At 61.7% G+C, this 16434-nt stretch carries 16 protein-coding genes; 5 read left to right on the top strand and 11 right to left on the bottom strand.

What is annotated here, in order from left to right:
* The first annotated feature begins 185 nt into the window (after positions 1 to 185).
* From G3O06_RS03485 to G3O06_RS03465, 5 genes are all read left to right on the top strand, one after another.
* Positions 186 to 794 (top strand): AcaB family transcriptional regulator, encoded by a 609-nt coding sequence (locus tag G3O06_RS03485; RefSeq protein ID WP_205815007.1) that lies wholly within the window; start codon positions 186 to 188, stop codon positions 792 to 794.
* A gap of 128 nt (positions 795 to 922) precedes the next feature.
* Entirely contained in the window at positions 923 to 1615 is a 693-nt protein-coding gene (locus G3O06_RS03480; RefSeq protein WP_205815006.1) for a hypothetical protein, read from the top strand.
* Between the two features lie 831 nt (positions 1616 to 2446).
* Positions 2447 to 2854, top strand: a complete 408-nt coding sequence (locus G3O06_RS03475) for a polymer-forming cytoskeletal protein (protein ID WP_205815005.1) — start codon at positions 2447 to 2449, stop codon at positions 2852 to 2854.
* Between the two features lie 26 nt (positions 2855 to 2880).
* Positions 2881 to 3216, top strand: a complete 336-nt coding sequence (locus G3O06_RS03470; protein WP_205815004.1) for a hypothetical protein — start codon at positions 2881 to 2883, stop codon at positions 3214 to 3216.
* Between the two features lie 47 nt (positions 3217 to 3263).
* The gene (locus G3O06_RS03465; protein ID WP_205815003.1) at positions 3264 to 3767 is read left to right on the top strand and encodes a hypothetical protein; all 504 of its coding nucleotides are present in this window, start codon (positions 3264 to 3266) and stop codon (positions 3765 to 3767) included.
* A gap of 225 nt (positions 3768 to 3992) precedes the next feature.
* Here the strand turns inward: G3O06_RS03465 and G3O06_RS03460 are convergent, their stop codons facing one another.
* The 11 genes from G3O06_RS03460 to G3O06_RS03410 form a co-directional block, all read right to left on the bottom strand.
* Positions 3993 to 5714 carry an ATP-dependent helicase gene (locus G3O06_RS03460; protein ID WP_205815002.1) on the bottom strand — a complete coding sequence of 574 codons (1722 nt, stop codon included), beginning with the start codon at positions 5712 to 5714 and terminating at the stop codon, positions 3993 to 3995.
* A gap of 17 nt (positions 5715 to 5731) precedes the next feature.
* The gene (locus tag G3O06_RS03455) at positions 5732 to 6625 is read right to left on the bottom strand and encodes an ATPase (protein ID WP_205815001.1); all 894 of its coding nucleotides are present in this window, start codon (positions 6623 to 6625) and stop codon (positions 5732 to 5734) included.
* Positions 6626 to 6981: 356 nt separating this feature from the next.
* A complete protein-coding gene (locus tag G3O06_RS03450) occupies positions 6982 to 7587 on the bottom strand; it encodes a DUF4400 domain-containing protein (protein ID WP_205815000.1) in 606 nt (201 codons plus the stop codon).
* Positions 7588 to 7796: 209 nt separating this feature from the next.
* A complete protein-coding gene (locus G3O06_RS03445) occupies positions 7797 to 8312 on the bottom strand; it encodes a hypothetical protein (RefSeq protein WP_205814999.1) in 516 nt (171 codons plus the stop codon).
* Positions 8313 to 8322: 10 nt separating this feature from the next.
* Entirely contained in the window at positions 8323 to 10191 is a 1869-nt protein-coding gene (gene traD, locus G3O06_RS03440; RefSeq protein WP_205814998.1) for a conjugative transfer system coupling protein TraD, read from the bottom strand.
* The gene (locus G3O06_RS03435) at positions 10188 to 11510 is read right to left on the bottom strand and encodes a TraI domain-containing protein (RefSeq protein WP_205815080.1); all 1323 of its coding nucleotides are present in this window, start codon (positions 11508 to 11510) and stop codon (positions 10188 to 10190) included. Before G3O06_RS03435 ends, traD begins: the two co-directional genes overlap by 4 nt.
* A complete protein-coding gene (locus tag G3O06_RS03430) occupies positions 11510 to 12520 on the bottom strand; it encodes a type IV secretion system protein (RefSeq protein ID WP_205814997.1) in 1011 nt (336 codons plus the stop codon). The genes G3O06_RS03435 and G3O06_RS03430 overlap by 1 nt, the downstream gene beginning before the upstream one ends.
* Positions 12517 to 13257 (bottom strand): type VI secretion protein, encoded by a 741-nt coding sequence (locus G3O06_RS03425; protein WP_205814996.1) that lies wholly within the window; start codon positions 13255 to 13257, stop codon positions 12517 to 12519. Before G3O06_RS03425 ends, G3O06_RS03430 begins: the two co-directional genes overlap by 4 nt.
* Positions 13258 to 13267: 10 nt before the next feature.
* On the bottom strand, positions 13268 to 15739 hold the full coding sequence (locus G3O06_RS03420; protein WP_205814995.1) for a type IV secretion system protein VirB4: 2472 nt from the start codon (positions 15737 to 15739) through the stop codon (positions 13268 to 13270).
* Positions 15736 to 16047: a VirB3 family type IV secretion system protein gene (locus G3O06_RS03415; RefSeq protein ID WP_205814994.1), complete on the bottom strand. Its 312-nt coding sequence runs from the start codon at positions 16045 to 16047 to the stop codon at positions 15736 to 15738. Before G3O06_RS03415 ends, G3O06_RS03420 begins: the two co-directional genes overlap by 4 nt.
* Entirely contained in the window at positions 16040 to 16420 is a 381-nt protein-coding gene (locus tag G3O06_RS03410) for a conjugal transfer protein TrbC (RefSeq protein WP_205814993.1), read from the bottom strand. Before G3O06_RS03410 ends, G3O06_RS03415 begins: the two co-directional genes overlap by 8 nt.
* Positions 16421 to 16434: the final 14 nt, after the last annotated feature.

The raw sequence follows: 16434 nt of genomic DNA, 5'->3' as shown, positions 1-16434 counted from the left end.
AAAAGATGGACTTCGGCCAGCGAAGTCAAGGTCGATGCGTCAGTGACGCGAGAAGTAGAGTCAGTATCGCGAATATCGCGGCCCGCAATCCCCGAAAAGCTCACGAAATCAGCCACGCTTTTGCCGGTACGCACGACGGGCAGCTCGCTCAGAATCGTCAATGAGAGAGACCACCCGAAAAAATCATGTCTGCCGTTCTCGAACCACCGCACGAAGGGCGCGGGCAATCCGACACGCCCACGCAAACCACCACACCCACCGCCGAGCCAGCGGTGCGCCTCGCCACGTCGACTGGATTGAAGCCCATCCAGCGCCTGACGAGCGACAGCCGCATCGACAAGATCGTGCCGGACTCCGATGCCGTCACGATCCTGCACTACAGCTCGGTCTTTGCCCGCACATTCATCCGTAGCGACTACAACTTCTGCGCGGCCAAGATCGCCGTTGCGCGCGGCGGCAAGGTCCGCGCGATCGAAATGGTACTACGCGAAACGGCCGACTGGATGCGCAAGGCCACTGCTTGGGTCGAGAAGCACAACGCACGCTCGCTGACGTTTCCGAGTGAGCAGATCGAACTGAAGGTCACACGCCCACTGGCTGGCCTGCTGGTCCGATGCCTGACTCAGTACGATCGTCTGTTCACCGCGACGATGGAAGCGCAGCTCGCCGACAAAATCACGCCGCAAGAGCGCGCCAACATTCTCAAGAATGCCGAAGGTCGCATCCTGCACGTCAGAACCGTGTGCATTCCGGATAACGACCGGTACGACGCTGACGGCACCGCTCGCGACTGACGCAACCGCTTCTGCCACATTGCCGGGCCGGATCTTGACTTTGTCATCCGGCGCATAAGCTCGTCTTGAGCCTGTCGCGCACACGCCGTGTCGCGACGTACCGATCACCTTCTCCGGAGACCCATCTCGTGAGTCACCCAGCACCCGCTGATCAACCGACGTCCAATATCAACCGCCGGACATCGATCCCGCTGAACCTGGCTCAGGCCCGCCAGTTGCTCAACTGCTATGGCGGCCTCGAGGGCACCGTCGTGCTGTCATTGAGCTCGGTCGGGCACCGGGGCGCCGGTGTCTATGCGTGGATTGAAGATCACCCCGAGGAGGGGGCATCGTTTCTCGACCCGGATTTCAACGTGCCGGACCCGTCCGCTCCCGGGCCCGCCGACGACCGGGACACGCGTATCCGCGAACTCCAACGCGCACTCGCGTACTGGATGCCGTCCACGGCGACGCAATCACATCCCTACGCCCGTAATGCCAACGAGCACGCCGCGCTATTAACGGGGTTTGACGAGCAGTTGCTCGAACGCGCCGGTGATCGGCTTCTGGAGTATGTCGGACGTTGCAATCAAGCGAACGAACGCATGCTCGACGCGGCCGCCGACGCCGGTTGTCCCGAAGGGATGGACGCGGCCGATTGGATTGCCAGTTTGGGCGTGGAGCTCGCCCGGTTGCGAGACGAGCGCGATCTACTGGCACGCGAATTGGTCGACGCACACGCAAACGGTCGGACGACGTCTGTAGATCACGCCGCACCCGGTCGAGACAGTGCTGCCTCGACCGAGCCGATCGTCGCCAACAACACGTCACCTACGGAGTAAAACGTGGACATTCGTGAGATTCAGGCGCTGCACGCCCGATACTCGTCGCAACCAGTCGTCATCGACATCAACTGCCACGTGCGTGCGCTCCCCGCACCGGTCAGCCAAGAATCGACGCGCGATCGTGTGGCCGCACGACTCACGTCAGCGTGTCGCCGGTACGGCCGGCCGACCGCGATCGCCGTCGCATTGGCGTTGGGCGCCGGTGTCACGGGCATGTGTGCCGCAAAGCTTTGGCACGTCCTGCATACGCCGCAAGCTGCGGCGCTCGTTGAGCCCACCTCGACGCAGAGCACGGCTGCGGCACCGACACATGCCACCGCTGCCTCCGCACCGTCCGGGTTGAAGCGCCCCCTTACGGGCGCAGACTTTGCCGAATCAGCCGAGCGTACCGCGGCCAGCCTACCCCATGTCAACGCAGAAGCGCTGGTGGCGTCTGAGCCGCCCGGCACGCCGGCCCCTCCGAAACCATCAACGCACGCAGCGCCGTCCGATCTGGAAAAGGCCGCTGCATCGCCAGTTCGCGCTTCTCGCACAGCTGCAGCGACGACTGCGGGCCAGCAACCCGCTGCGAGCGCGCCGACTCCGGCCTCGCCTGCGTCCTCGGCCGCAGTATCAACCGCAGGAGCCGCGCCGGCTGTCCAGTCAGCCGCGCAGCCGAAGGCCCCACCGCACCACATTCACCGCGCTGCCGCTCGTCAGCGCCAGGACGTGGCAAGCGCCGAGGCACCCGCGCCGGCAACGCATGCCGACCCGGCAAAGGTCGAACAGGCCCCGAAACCCGCGACGCCTGCCAAGGTCGGCGACGTCTCCCTGTTTTGAGAGATCACCATGAAAACGCAACCAATCAACGTGACGATCCTGGCTGCCGGCCTGGTCGTCGAGGGCACGATGATTCTCGACCACGGCTTGAGCGTCTTTGCCATTGCCAACGGCGACATCATCTCAACCGCCGGCCTGCTACATGTCGGAGCCGGCGGCATCGTGAAGGGGCAAGTGCAGGGTGAGCTCGTACGAATCGACGGCGTCGTGGAAGGTGACGTCCACGCACGCGATACGCTCGAGATCAACGGCCGCGTGAACGGGAACGTGATGTATTGCGGCACGATCCGGCTCGGCCCGCAAGCCGCGCTCAACGGTCAGCTCAAGCGCGTCCCGCGAGAGCTGGTCATTGAAGCGCCAACGACCAGCGCGCCGCTCACCGACAACACCAACGCCGGGGCACTCACGACGTCATGAAACAAAATACGCGAAGAAGCCTCGGCATGATTGTCCAGCAATGCGTACCGCTGGCGATCACGATCTCCTCGTTGGCTGCATCCGCCAGTCTCGCGTTCAGCGGCGTGGCACCGTTGTGGGGATCGCCCGGAAATATCACTACAGATGCGATCTGGAGCGTTGTCCATTTCGTTGCGTACTTCATTGCCTCGGGCAACGAAGACGTTGCGAACATCGGGCTACTTCAGGCTCCGATAGCGCTCATTACCTACCTCCTGATCAACACGGTTCCACTGGCCATCGGGTGTTTAGCTATTGACGTGTGGATGCTTCGCCAGGAAAAGCCCCGAACGAACGGCACAAGCACAAGCACGACACCGTAAGGCTTCGGCCGAGATATTTCACAACGCCACTGCTCGAGGAAAACCTCTTGAAAAAGACGCTCGTAACGATCGCAGTATTGCTGACCGCAGCTGTTGCAAACGCCGGCAGCAACACCCCTCCTGTTGTCGATATCAACTGGTCGAAGGAAGGACAGATCCTCGTTCGCGGCACGCATCGCTTCGTCGCCCCCACCGGAGCGCTCATACCTTTCGCAGCAACGACCCAGCAGCAGTTCCCCTACTCGACGTGCACGCTCGACGGCAACACTCCGAGATACCAGGCCAAGCAGTTGCCCATCGGACGCGCGCTGTTCCTGAAGCCACAGCGAACGTCGCGGGGAACGATCCACCTGGAAGTTCAGGCTGAAGACACCGAGGTACGAACCGTCAATTCTGCTGACCACGGTCCTTGCACCTCCATGTCCCCGGTAACCGGCGGGCTCCCCCTCACCACCTTGTCGGTGGAACTGCCCGAACAGGGCGCGATTACCGTTTCCTTCCCGGACGGGCATTACGCCTTGACGTTGACGGTCGAGAGGGATTCGAAATGAAACCATCGCTTCCCGTCGCACTCCTACTATTGGCCTCCGCCCTGGGTCTCGGACTCATCGGGCTCATGATCAGCAATGATGATTCGCACGTTTCATCGATCCTGCTGCCTCCCGGCGTTTTCTATACCGGGGCCGTCATTGCATTCGCTGGTGCCCTGGCGTGCGCCTTCGCATGGGTAAACAAGGGAGACTGACGGTACTGCACCCTGCCCAAATTCGGCCGCATCATACGGCCGAATTTGGCTCGATCCCGGATTCGATCACAAACCGCGACACGGCGTTCTTCTTGATCGACGAGATGGTCAGGCTGTCGCGAGCACGCGTCATCGCGACGTAGAAAAGACGCCGTTCTTCCGACTCAGGGCTCTTGTCGTCCGGCACCACGCCCTCCTCCGATCGGCTGATCCAGACGTGGTCGTACTCGAGGCCCTTCGAGCTGTGCATCGTGGTGAGTACCAGCACGCCGTCGCCCGGCTTGTTGTTGTCCCGTTTCAGGAACTCGATGCGCTCGGTGAACGAGCCGTTTAGCCGGCCGATCACGTCGTACGTACACTGGATCGCCCGAATCGCGACGTCGCCCTTGGCATAGGTCATCATCCACTCGTAGACGCCCTCGAGCGCGAGTGAATGGAACGAGCGCTGGCAAAGCGCCTGCCACTCGCCGAGCCGCTTCATGAAGGCCCGGTATGCGGTCGCCGTTTCGTCGCGCAGCCCAAGACCAACCAGATCCTGCTTTTGCATCTGAACGAAGGCCGCGCCCATGCGCTTGTGCAGCGCGCCGAGGTCGTAGGAGCTCATGCCCATGTAACCGAGGACGGCGTCGATCCCGTTCTGCTTGTGCCCTTCGACGACCTGCAGGAGATTGCACATCAGCGCCGCCTGCGGCTTGTTGAGCACCGAGCCACCGGATGCACGGTAGTACGGCACGCCGTGCGATCGGCACACGGACTCGATCGGGTCGAGGATCCGGTTCGTGCGCGCGAGAATTGCGCATGTCGCGCCCGCAGTAAGCTTCGGCTGGAGCGCCTCAACGGCGGCCACCGCGTCACCGTACTCGTCGTCGAACCGCCGAGCCGCGACCGCGCCGCCCGCGCCACGCGCAGCATGGAGGACTTTCGGCATCCGGTCGACGTTGTTCTGGATCACCCGATCGGCCGCCGTAAGGATCTCCGCATGACAGCGATAGTTGCTGCCGAGCACAACGCGCTGGGCCTGGAACGTGCTGGCGAAGGTCTCCATTCCGCGAAAGCCGAGCGCGGCCCGGAACCCGTAGATGCTCTGGTCATCGTCGCCGACTACCGTCACGTGCGTGCCGGCGCGCGCGTGCAGCTCAACCCACCGGAACTGCAACGGGTCGGTATCCTGGAACTCGTCGACCAGCAGATCCGTCAGCCGGTAGGGCTTGATATCCTCGCTCTGCATCCCTTCGACGGCAAGGCGCAACATGTCCTGGAAATCGATCTTGCCGTTGCGCTCGAGCGCCTCCTGATAGGCAGCATAGAGGGTCGCCTCGGCCGACCCTTCATCTGCTCGGCCGAAGTTCGTCTTGATACGCTCCACGATCGGTACGGCCTCTTCGACTTTCCAGTCGTAGCCGAGCTCGGCGAGAACCCGCCCAAGCATCCCGAGGCGGTCCCCTTCCGACGCAATGTCTGGCCGACCGCGCCCGGGGCGTTGAAGCTGCTTGAATGCGAGCGAGTGAAAGGTCCCGGCGATCAACCGGCGTTTCGCGTCGGGCGGCGCCAGCGCGAGGATGCGCTCGCGCAGCTCGACGGCCGCGTCCTTGCTGAAGGTGACTGCACCGACCACGGCCGTCGGATCCTGCAGTAGCCATGCGGCCTTCGCCGCGCTCATCTTGGTCTTGCCCGCGCCCGGGCACGCGATCGCGAGGCAATGGCGGCGCAGAAGTGCCACCTCGCGCTGTTGGGGATTCAGCTCGTCGAGCATGGCACCAGATGTCCCGATCAGTTACCGCGAACCGTATTCATCAGCTTCAGGTGGGTGGTGTACCCACGCAGGCCGACCGGGTGGAATTTGCGCAGGAAACGCGCGGTTTCGTCGTCAACGTCCGACTGGTCACGAATCCCGTTCCAGACGAGGAAGTCGAAATGGTCCATCACCTGGTCGAACTTCAGGATCACGGCCAGCAGGCGCATCGAGAACCGCGAGTACGCCTCGACCTCGATGTCGAGCGAGGGTTTCGTCACCGTCGGCTCGAATACAGTCTCGCCGCGCTCGCGCATTTCGGCTTCGGTCTTTTCCCGGAACCCCTGCGCGACATCAAGCTGCTCGTTCACGTAGGCTTCGAGCTGGTCGAGTTGCTTCTCAAACCACGTGCTGACGAGCCCCTGTTCGTTCGCGCTATAGGTCGAGCGACCAAAGCGTTGCATGTTGATCGTCATCCGGTTCAGGTACGGCCACCACTGCTCGAACAGCGGCTTCAGGCGCGTGTGCTTCATCGTAACCCGCGCGGTCACGACAGCAGCGCCGGACAACTGCTTGTTCATCAGTTCGCGGCCAATCTCGCGCCGCCGCTGGATGATGCGAACGCGATGTTCGGGCGGCAGATCGCGGAACAGCGTCCGGGTGCGCGCCACTTCCTCCAGCTTCTGCTCCGCCTCGGCGGCGCTGATCAGCCCTTCGCGCTGCAGTACGCCGGCCGATCGCGCCATCTCATCGAGTTCCCGCTCGACCTCACCGTCGTCCGCACCGTCCGTCGTCTGCCGGGCGTCGCTCACTGCCGGGCTGCCCGTCACTGCGAGGCCACCATCACCAGCCGGTCCGTATCCGGTCGCGTGGTCAGGGGCCACGTCCGCGGTACCGTTGCCGACGTGCGCTTCTTCGTTGATCGTGCTCATATGGATCCTTTCTGGTTGACTAACCGCACGTGCGGCTTGCGTCTATTCTTGCGGCGCTCGGCTTCTCGACCTGCCCAAAACATGAACGATTTCGCGCGGCTTTCGGACCGGCCGCGCCGCGCCAGACAAAAAAAGCCCCCACCCGGGGAGAGTGGGGGCAAGGCTGAAAGCTCTACGGGGAGTTGAGCTTTCTGAGGACCGTAGACCATGATTCATTGTGACTTCGCCGGGCCGTGCCATACGGCCGAAACGTCAGCGATTTCGCAACGCTTTCCCGGGCCTTCGCTCAGCGCTGCACGCAACCGGTTGTGGGCCTCTTGGCGGAAAGCTATACGGAAAACTGGAGCTTTCCGGTGCTACTGGTAGGAAGATGCCGCTTTCCAGAGCAGCGCGCCAAGGCATCCCGCGATCGCCAGCCAATACGGTGCCAGGAGCGGTACGGGGGCAATCAGGACGGTGAACGCCACCCCGAATACAAGCAAGATTCCGTGGCCGGCCAGATGGAACGAGAGCGGACTGACGTAGCCTGCCGCGGCCGCCCGCACTTTGCGGCGCACCGTGCCGTCAATGAACATCGCAGCGCCGAACACCAGCGTCCCGAGCAACCAGTACTTCATGACGGTGAGGCGATAGACCATTCGGTACACGAGCCGCCAGAAATTGTGGACCCATCGACTGGCGAAGTCCGCAACACCCCCGTCTTCGATGGTCGATTCGCGGGTCGACTCCATCGATGCCTGCACCAGGCCAGTCTCGACGAAGTAGCGTCTGAAGGCCCGATTGGTCGTCTCGATCGCCTCTGCGGCACGTACCTCACCGAGGTTCGCCAGCACTGAATCGGCTTCAGCGTCCGGGATTGCGAACAGTGACGCGTTCGGTAAGGCCGGCATCAAGGCCACGGACAACAGCGGCACAAAGAAGAACCACATCTTGATGTGCCCGACGAATCGACTACCGGCCATACAGGTCTCCTATAAGCCCCCCGATCACGGAGATCGGCAGGGCTATCAACCCGAATAGGCCGACATAGAAGTGCACAGGACGGCGTTGAGCGAACATCGCGAGCGCGTACGCCATCGCATACCGCCCCTTCCCGAACTCCGCCGGCGGCCGTGCGTCCTGGTCATCCTGAGCCGCTGCGGTCGACATCGCACGGCGCACGGTCTGGTCATCAAGCCGCGTTAGCATCCGAATCAGAAAAGGCGTGAGCGACATCGTATTCCTCGAAGTAGAGTCGGAAGGTTTCACCCGTGAGCGCTCGCGACGCGAGCTGGAACGCTGCCGATCGTTGAGTGATCTTCTCCGGGCACCGCTCGTCAACCATCTCACCCGGAAGGTTGTAGCGCGCCTCGAAGGCCGTCACCGGTTCGAACATCGGTGACCACACGTGGTAACGCTCACCATCGCGCACGACGAAGCGTCGGGCATAGAGCATGTGCGCCGACGCAAACAGACCCTGCATGAACGCAATGTGCGGGTCACCTGTCTTGCGCACGCGCTTGAACGCGGTGAGACCGTCAACGAACATCTCCTTGACGAGCGGCTCTGCCTTCCCGATGAAGTGCTCACCGACGAAGTCCGCCACACGCGCACATACGAGCTCCAGCTCTGGGGCAAAGGTGAAGACCGGTGTCAGGTGGGCGGACAGTTTGTACTCGCGAATGATTTTTTTGAAAACGGCAGACATGCTTGGTTGTTTAGCCTGTAAGAATTGGAATACGTCCCTGGTACACCGCGCCGCCCGAAATCCGCATGAAATACTGCAGGTTCGGCAAGCTCTGTATCAGTCGAGTCGGAATCAGCGGCACCGCTTCCAGCTGCTGCGAGCGCGTCACCGAGCCGGTGAACTCGCCGACATGGCCCTCGCTCGCCTTGCTCGTGCTGCTCGAGATGATCAGGTTTCGAATCGCGGTATCCCCCACCTTTTTCGAAAACCACTCAGCCGTGTCGGTATCTTCCAAGCGTAAGATGATCTGGTTGTTCAAGTTCCCCAAAACCTGCAGCATTTTTGCGGCATTCCCCAGCTTCGCCTCGAGGTCAGCGCGCGTCTGGAACGCCACAAATGCCTTGAAGCCGGCGCCACGGCCTTTGTTCAGAATCTGGATCACCTGTTCGTTGATCGCCTCGGCGATCTCGTCGATGATCAGCACGACCTCAGGCGGCTCGTCGTAGAAGTTGTAGATCGAGCCGCACACCGCCGACACATCGGCCAAGATCATCGACGCGATCGCCTTCGCGACGATGCTGTTGGACAGCGAGTCGAGGCCGATGTGGAGGACCGCCTTCTGGCGAATGACCTTCTCGATCGTCCAGATCTCGCGTTCATCCTCGAAGTCGTCGACCTTCGGCGCGAGCATTAAGCCGGTCTCGCCGGTCGCGAGCATCTGCAGCAGCGGCAGTGCCGACGCGATGATCCGCATGTAGTGCTCGCGATCGTGGACGTGCGTCGCGATCAGGCCGTCGATCGCTTCGTGCCCACGATCATTCGCGCCAAAGCGGGCTTGATAGAGCGCGATCATTGCATCGACCATGGTCGAGCCGGGCTTGTTCGCGATCTTGACGGTATCCCGCGTGACCAGCTCATCCCAATCGGCCAACCCGCTTTCGACGAAAAAGCGCTTGAGCGCCTTCTCCAAGAGCGGGTCAATGCCGAGCTGGGCGTACTTCAGGATCGAGCGCAGGTTCGGCTTGTCGCCGATGTACAGCTCGCCGTTCACCGATCGACTGATGAACAGGTAGGCGAAATCCCGGAACGGGCCCTCCTCCATCAGCTGCGCGATGCGGCTCGGGATTTCTGACGGTTGCGACCAGCTGTCGAGCGGCTCAAGGCGAATCGACTCGGACGGCTTTGCCTGGTTGAAGTAGAGGAACTTGCGCCCGGTACGCTTCGCCTCGCGCTCCGAGCGCGCCTTCCATTCCTTGTCGTTCTTCGGGTCGATGTCGATCAGTACGTCGCCGCAGTGGATGACCTGCGTCGAGATGACTTCGTACGTACGCGTCTTGCCAGACCCGGTGGTACCGCCCACCGCCGTGTGGCCGCCCATCGCCTTATAGTGGAACGGCACATACCCCTTGTTGGCCTCCAGACCGTGAATCCATGACGCGCCTTGCGGCGTTCGGTCCCGGATGCTGTCCTTCGGCGCAAAGAGATTCTCGATCATCGCCTCGAACGCGCGCCCGGGCTTCGTCTTCGGCAACCACTTGGGCAGCCCCGGAATCTCCGTGGTCGGCATCCGCAGGATGTCGTGGGCCATCTGACAATGCTTCTGCGTCCACTCGAACCCGGTGCCGAGGTACATCGCATTGGCCTCAACACGCATGCGGGCCTGAATCGCGAGCAAAGCGGGCACCGCGAGCGTCGTCAGCCATTTGGTCGACAAGCCCATCCGGAACTTGAGCGCGCGCCACACCTGTCCCGCGCGGAAGGCGCATAGACTCAACGCGAATAGCGCGAAGGCCCAACCGTAAGGCATGCCCGAGAACGGCAGAACCAGTATCGCGATCAGCCAGCCAAACGCGGCCCGGACCTCGTAGACCGGGCGAAAGTGGTTGATATAGCCCCTCACGCCCCGCGCTCCTGAATCAACTCACCTATGCGCGGTGCCAGCGTTACCTCGGTAGGATCGTTGGCGAGCAGGAGGTTACGCCGCCGCATGTGCTCGATAAGGGTTTCGCTCGCAACCCCGTAGCCGCCTATCGTGCGCTTCGACACCGCAAGACCCTTGTCGGTCCAGCGCACCTTGGCCTTGCCGCCGGCGGCGTCCTGTTGCAGCGCCGCGAAGAAGTCCAAGATCATTCTCGGCGCGCCCTTCAGCACATCCTCAAATCGATCCGCGGCCGGCGCGGCACTCGCCGGCTCGCGGCGAATTTCAACGGGGTTGACCGCCGGGGCCGGCGTCGGAAGCTCAAGCGCCATCTGCCTCCCATCCGGACGGTTCGGCCCGTCAGGAGCAGCCGCAGCCCGCACCGGCGGCGCCGCGCCGTCAACAACCGCTGTCGACGGCAGCTGCGAGTCGCCAACCACGGCGCCAGTCGCCGGCACTGAGACACCAGCCGCCGGTTGCTCCGGTACCGGTGCGGGTTCAGTTGTCGGCTCGGTCGTGGGCGCGGCCGCCGTCGGGCTGAGCTTTGGCTCAAGCTCGGCGGCTACGTGGATCGTAGAGGGCACCGAAAACGACACAGGTTCGAAAACTGCTCGCTGGGCCTTCCGATCGAATTCGGCTGCCGTCGCGACAGCCTGTCGGACGACCTTGTGCGTCAGCGACTCCACACCCATTGGGCTCTGCGTCGGGTTGATCGCGCCGAATATCTCCGCCTGTACCTCCGAGTCGAGCCCGGAGAGTAGCTCCGCGCCGACCAGCGCGTGCGCCAACATGCCCGTACGCATGCGTTCGACCGGTAGCGGCGTCGCACGCCGCGTCATCCGATAGCTCGAGCCCGCAAGCCACGTCCCAACTGCACCGTGAACGGCCGGGTTCCAGACCTGACGGTCCGTCGCACGCTCAACGTCGAAATGCCGATACGGTTCGTCCAGGCCTGAGCAGATCGCCGCAAGGAACACGCCGTAGTTGTATTGCGGCTCGATGCGACGTCTCCGCTCGGATGGCAGGTTCGTACCGAACTTCAAACCGCCCGAGAGTCGCATCGCGTAGAAGGCCGTTTCGACGGTCCAGCGGAAAGCACCGGCCGGCTCGCGATACAACTCCGGGTTGAACGGAACGGACGAGAACCAGTTCGCACAGCGGCGGATCAACGACATCCATTTCCGATCGAAATCGGCCCGTGACACCTCATTCGCGCACTGCGCAATGAGATCGATCCTTCGTTCATTACGCGCCACCAGTTCCCCGGCGTCGGCCGCCTCGAAAAGACTTGCGGCCGCCATCACGCCATCCCCTTCGTTGCAAGCTTCGTCAGGCTCTTGAACGCCGCCCCGCTCGCATTCGCGCCGCCGCCGAACATCGACGCGAACTTCGGAATTTCGAATGCGAGGATCAGCACGAAGATCGACATATCCAGCGTGAGCGAACCCGAGTAAGGCGTGGTCAAGCCCTTCGAGATCGTGTCGCCAAACGACTTCGCTAGCGTCGTCGTCATCAAGCGCTGGAGAATCGCCGCGACAACCATGTACATGCCGGCGCCGATCGTGAAGTCAAGCCAGCTCTTGAACCACCCTCGAGTGAACTCCGACATGCCGAGGGCAAACGCGATCTTTCCCATCACGATCGCCACAGCCATCTGGATCGTGCCGAGCGAGACGTAGAAGAGAAAGACGAGCGCTGCGATCATCAGGAACAGCCACGAAAACAGAAGCGGTGCAAGATTGATCAACACGGCAATGTAGTTCCACCAATGCTCGGCCTTCAGCGCTTCAATCACCGCGTCATAGATTGCGCCGGCTGACTTCACCATGGCCGTCGGCAGCGAATCCGCATTGGTCCCCGAAACGGCGATCGCCATATCGTTGAACCACTTATAGAAGCCGGGCGCCCAACGTCCGTAGGCGAGGTACACGGAAGCGAATATCCCGAGGATGGCCAGATCTTCGATCAGGCTCTGCCACGCCGTCACGGAGTCGCGGGTCGACGCATATCGGGCGGCGGCGAGGACCACCGTGATTCCGGCGAGGCCGCCAGCCATCTTGTCCGAATCCTTGTCGAGCGTTTTACTGAGCTCCACCGCGAGATCGATCAAATCCTTAAGGATCTTTGTGATCTCATCGATAGCCGCCATCGCGCCCTTGGAGACCTCGCCATTCACATAGCTCGTGCTCCAACCCGATGACATCATTTGCGACAAGCCGTCCATCACGGCCGCTCGCGCTACCGTCGGCAGCGTGAGCGCCAAAAGAACGGCGCCGGACAGCAACCACGCGCGTATCACACCGTTCTTCATTGCGGCGTGATCCCGTAGGCAGCGCGCTCCGCCTGCTGCTTGGAGATGAACTTCTCCGCATCGGCGGACTTTTCCTTGTCTTCCTCCGCCTGTTGCGCGTCCTTCTGGGCGTCCTTCTGTGCTTTGGCCGCATTCAGTTGGAGGATGTCGGAGTTCTGGCTCGTCACGATGTCCAGGTAGTGGGTCGTGATCTCAGCCGTCGCCTGCTGCGTCGGCGACATCGACAGCTGCGATTGCAATTCCTGCCGCCGCTGCGCCAGATCGTTCGTGTGCTGCATGATGTTCGAGCCCATCTGGAACAGGTTCCGCGCAACCTTGTCGTTCTGATCGAACAGCGTGTTCATATCCGAGAACCACTGCGCGTTAGATTTCCCCGAACGGCTGATCAGCCCCTGCACCTGGTTCACCCACTCCCCGCCCTTCTTCAGGTCGCCGTAAAGGCCGTTGAGTGTCCCTACCAGATTCTTTACCTTGCCGATGTCACCAGTGATTTGGTCGTACGCTGCTTTCCACGCAGTTGGGTTGAGGTTCGACGCCTGCAAAAGCTGGTTCGCCATCATCTGATATTGGTAGATGATGTTCGTGTTCTGGTAAATCTCGCCCTGAACCGCCTTGGCAGCGGTGATGACGTTTTGGGCGAAGTTTGTCGGATCGAAAACGATCATTGCAGACGCGTGCTGCGCGACGAACAGGGAGACCGCGAAGGCCGCGGCGCGAAGGGTCGTCAAGAGTTTCATCGTGGGCCTTTCAGTCGAGGGTTGCCATTTCCTGCAGATAGTCTTCGCGCCAGGTCGGCGAGCCGGTCGCGAGGTGCTTGTCGAGCGTGCGCTGCGCGGCACCGTCGGCGCGCAACATTGCGAGCGCTTCCTTCGGGAACTGGGCCTGCAACATCCTTGAATGGTCAGGCGTGACCCATAGGTAGTCGCGGTTGGGAACGCCGTTGGTGATCATGTCGATCTGGTCGTCCGTGAGCCCGAACACATCTCGATAGAGGCGCTTGTTGTTACGCGCATCGCGGTTCGGCAGGAAGAAGAAATTCGGGATGTTCTCTTTCAGAATCTCGAAGTTCGGGATGCGCTCGAGCTGGCCCAGCGACTGCGTCGCCATCACCAACGTCCCGTTCAGACCGCGGATCGTCACGGCCCACATCTCAAGCCGCGCATAGAAGCGCGGGTACTGGAAGAAGAAGCCGCATTCTTCGACCTCGATGACCGTGACTCGCCTGCCATCCAGCCACTGCGAGATGCGATAGAACGCGTAATCCATGAACAGTGCCGCCGCGACCGGATAGCTCTCGAACAACTCGCCCATTTCGATCGCCAGGTCGTCGGAAAGCGAGAACGCGTCTTCGACGTGATCGAAGAAGCGACCGTTTTTCTCGCCCTTGGTCCAGATCTGCAGCCGCTCACGCAGATCGGCCGGCAGCAACGTCGTCAAAAACGAAAGGGTCCAGTACTCGGGCCCATACCCTTGCGCGAGCGTGACGACGCGCTCATAGAGCGTGCGCTGTTGGGTGGGATTGCAGGTAAAGTCCTCGCCCTCGATCGCCATCTGAACCCAGTCGGACACATAGGTGTAGTGCCGGCTGTCGGCGAGGAGAGAAAGTGGATTGACCTGCGTTGCGGCGGCGAATTTACCCGTCGCGTCGACAAACTTGCCGTCCGCAAACACCGTCGGAATGCGGGTCGAACGGTTCTTGTCGAACTTGATCCGACGCGGCAGGAAGCGCCCGGTCTGCGAAACGAGAAAGTTGAGGAAGATCGTCTTGCCAGCACCGATCGGTCCGATGATCAGCGTGTGCGACTTCCCGCCTGGGTGGTGCAGCGAGACACGCTGCAATGTTCGATGGCGAGTCGGCAAGAGGGTGAGCGGGCCAATCTTCTCGCCGAGCTGCTGCGTGAGCCATTCATTCACCTGACTGCCTTCGGCGACACCCCGCAGCGGTGCAATGTCGGAAACGACGGGGGTTTCGACGAACTGCAGGCGCTTCTGTTGGTCCCAGCGGCCAGGGAGCGTCGTGGCCCACGCCGCGGCCAGATTCCGCTTCTCGATGAGCACACCAAAGCCGGCGTTACCAATGCGCCCGACAATCTCGCGCGCATTGTCGTCGCACTCGTCGATCGTTTCCCCATAAACGACTACCGAAATATTCGCGAACCCGTACTGCTGGCCGTCCGCGATCAATCGCGCGAGCGCACTTTCGGCCTCTTCGGCAAGGATCTCGCGCCCCTTCTCGTTTTCGTTGTTCTCCTTCTTCTCGTCCTTCGAAAAGAAGCTCTTCAAGATCTTCATCGGGCTGAACGCCGCGACCTTGTAAAACTTGCGCATCTTCTCGATGTACGCCTGCGCCTTGCTGGTCGACAAAAAGCGAAACATCACGCAGACATCGAATTCGGCATCGACGTCCGCGAGCACGTCGAGCGCCGCCTCCTGAAACCCCATCCACTCCTTGACGGCAATAATCTTCGCGTACCGCGTACCATAGGCGGACTCGAACATGATGTGCTCAGCGCCATAGGTCACAAAGCTTTCCGTCAGATGCGTGTCGAGCATCGTCACCGGATAGCGCACGCGCCGCGGCGGAACGGAGGGGTTAGCCGTCTGATGCAGGAACGCCAGTGCATTCTGCAACTGAAGCCGCTTCAACTTGAGCCGCGCGACCCCGCCCTTGAAGGCGTCCAAGATCGATTCGAACCGCTTGATGTCCGACGTGATCCGCTCCATGTCGAACACAAACGCGCTACGCGCCAGCACCATATCCTTGACCGTCTCGAGCAACGCGATCGGTACCGACTTCCCTCCCACCGTGATGTGATAGGCAATCTTCTCGAACAGCTTGTTGATCCCGGTCTCGGGCGTATAGGCGAGTGCAAGCGAGTGGGTATTCCGGAAGTACTTCCCACTCCCCACGCTTTTCTGGTTGATCGCATCGAGCCGTTGATCCATCGGCGCCGCGAAGCGGCCGCCGATCTCTCCCCGAACCCGGCGATGCGACAAGCGCCACCAGGCGGTGATCCGATGGTCGAAGTTCTTGCAGGCGTGATCGAGATTGTCGCGGGCCGCCGAAATCTCGTCCGCGTTCGGACTATCTGCGTCCACACCTTCGAACGTGTAGAGCGTCAATAGCGACCCGTCCTTGTCAAGAATGACTTCGGGGGTAACCATCGTCGCCCACGGCGCGACTTCCTGAATCGCCCGACGCTTGGGGTTCGCGCTCACAGCGGTAGCTCCTGATCAAAGCCGTAAGGCCGTTTGAACCGCGCCGCGACATGGGACGTCGGCATAGGTTCGTGCACATCCGGGTACCGGTTGTAGACCACCAGCACGTCTTTCCACCACGGATCGTTCGAGGACAGCCAGCGCAACACCCAATGGACTACGATGCCGATGACGAGATAAATCGGCGTCATGCTGCTGTAGCAGAGCAATGCCGTCAGGGTCCCGTTCGCAATGGCGAGGCCGCGGTCCGCGCCGCCCATCTGGCGCGGCAGTGAAAGCGACCGGCTGACCTTTTTGGCTTTACGCACAGGTGTAGCCGATCTTCAGCTGGTTCTTCACGATCGGCAGCGCACACGAGGCGATACCGAGGCCGACGATCACGGAGGAAATCAACTTCCCGATATTGCTTTCCGAGTTTGCGATTGCGACCGCGCCCACGATGATCAACACGATGCCAAGGCCGAACAAAACCGGTCCGCTCACGTACGCCTGGATCAAGCAGATGAAGTTGGCCGCGTTCCCCAGGTCGGAAAGATCAACTGCCTTCGCGGCCGGTGCCGCGAGAGTGAGGGCCAACGCGATTGCGGTGGAGCGTCGCTGACCATTGCCGAACAAATAGCGGCCGGCCTCGACGAACTTGTCGCGTGCCTGATTGCAGAGTGCGTGGATGAACTTCTTCACAAAAAACCCCCGTG

Source organism: Burkholderia sp. Ac-20345 (assembly GCF_017104825.1).
GTDB lineage: Bacteria > Pseudomonadota > Gammaproteobacteria > Burkholderiales > Burkholderiaceae > Burkholderia > Burkholderia lata_B.
This window is presented reverse-complemented; position numbering and strand designations above follow the sequence as displayed.

What these genes read in the sequence shown, in the direction of transcription:
- G3O06_RS03430 (WP_205814997.1), bottom strand. Translation starts at nt 12,520, where the DNA reads ATGAAGAACGGTGTGATACGCGCGTGGTTGCTGTCCGGCGCCGTTCTT.
- G3O06_RS03485 (WP_205815007.1), top strand. Translation starts at nt 186, where the DNA reads ATGTCTGCCGTTCTCGAACCACCGCACGAAGGGCGCGGGCAATCCGAC.
- G3O06_RS03435 (WP_205815080.1), bottom strand. Translation starts at nt 11,510, where the DNA reads ATGGCGGCCGCAAGTCTTTTCGAGGCGGCCGACGCCGGGGAACTGGTG.
- G3O06_RS03470 (WP_205815004.1), top strand. Translation starts at nt 2,881, where the DNA reads ATGATTGTCCAGCAATGCGTACCGCTGGCGATCACGATCTCCTCGTTG.
- G3O06_RS03460 (WP_205815002.1), bottom strand. Translation starts at nt 5,714, where the DNA reads ATGCTCGACGAGCTGAATCCCCAACAGCGCGAGGTGGCACTTCTGCGC.
- G3O06_RS03450 (WP_205815000.1), bottom strand. Translation starts at nt 7,587, where the DNA reads ATGGCCGGTAGTCGATTCGTCGGGCACATCAAGATGTGGTTCTTCTTT.
- G3O06_RS03455 (WP_205815001.1), bottom strand. Translation starts at nt 6,625, where the DNA reads ATGAGCACGATCAACGAAGAAGCGCACGTCGGCAACGGTACCGCGGAC.
- G3O06_RS03445 (WP_205814999.1), bottom strand. Translation starts at nt 8,312, where the DNA reads ATGTCTGCCGTTTTCAAAAAAATCATTCGCGAGTACAAACTGTCCGCC.
- G3O06_RS03425 (WP_205814996.1), bottom strand. Translation starts at nt 13,257, where the DNA reads ATGAAACTCTTGACGACCCTTCGCGCCGCGGCCTTCGCGGTCTCCCTG.
- G3O06_RS03475 (WP_205815005.1), top strand. Translation starts at nt 2,447, where the DNA reads ATGAAAACGCAACCAATCAACGTGACGATCCTGGCTGCCGGCCTGGTC.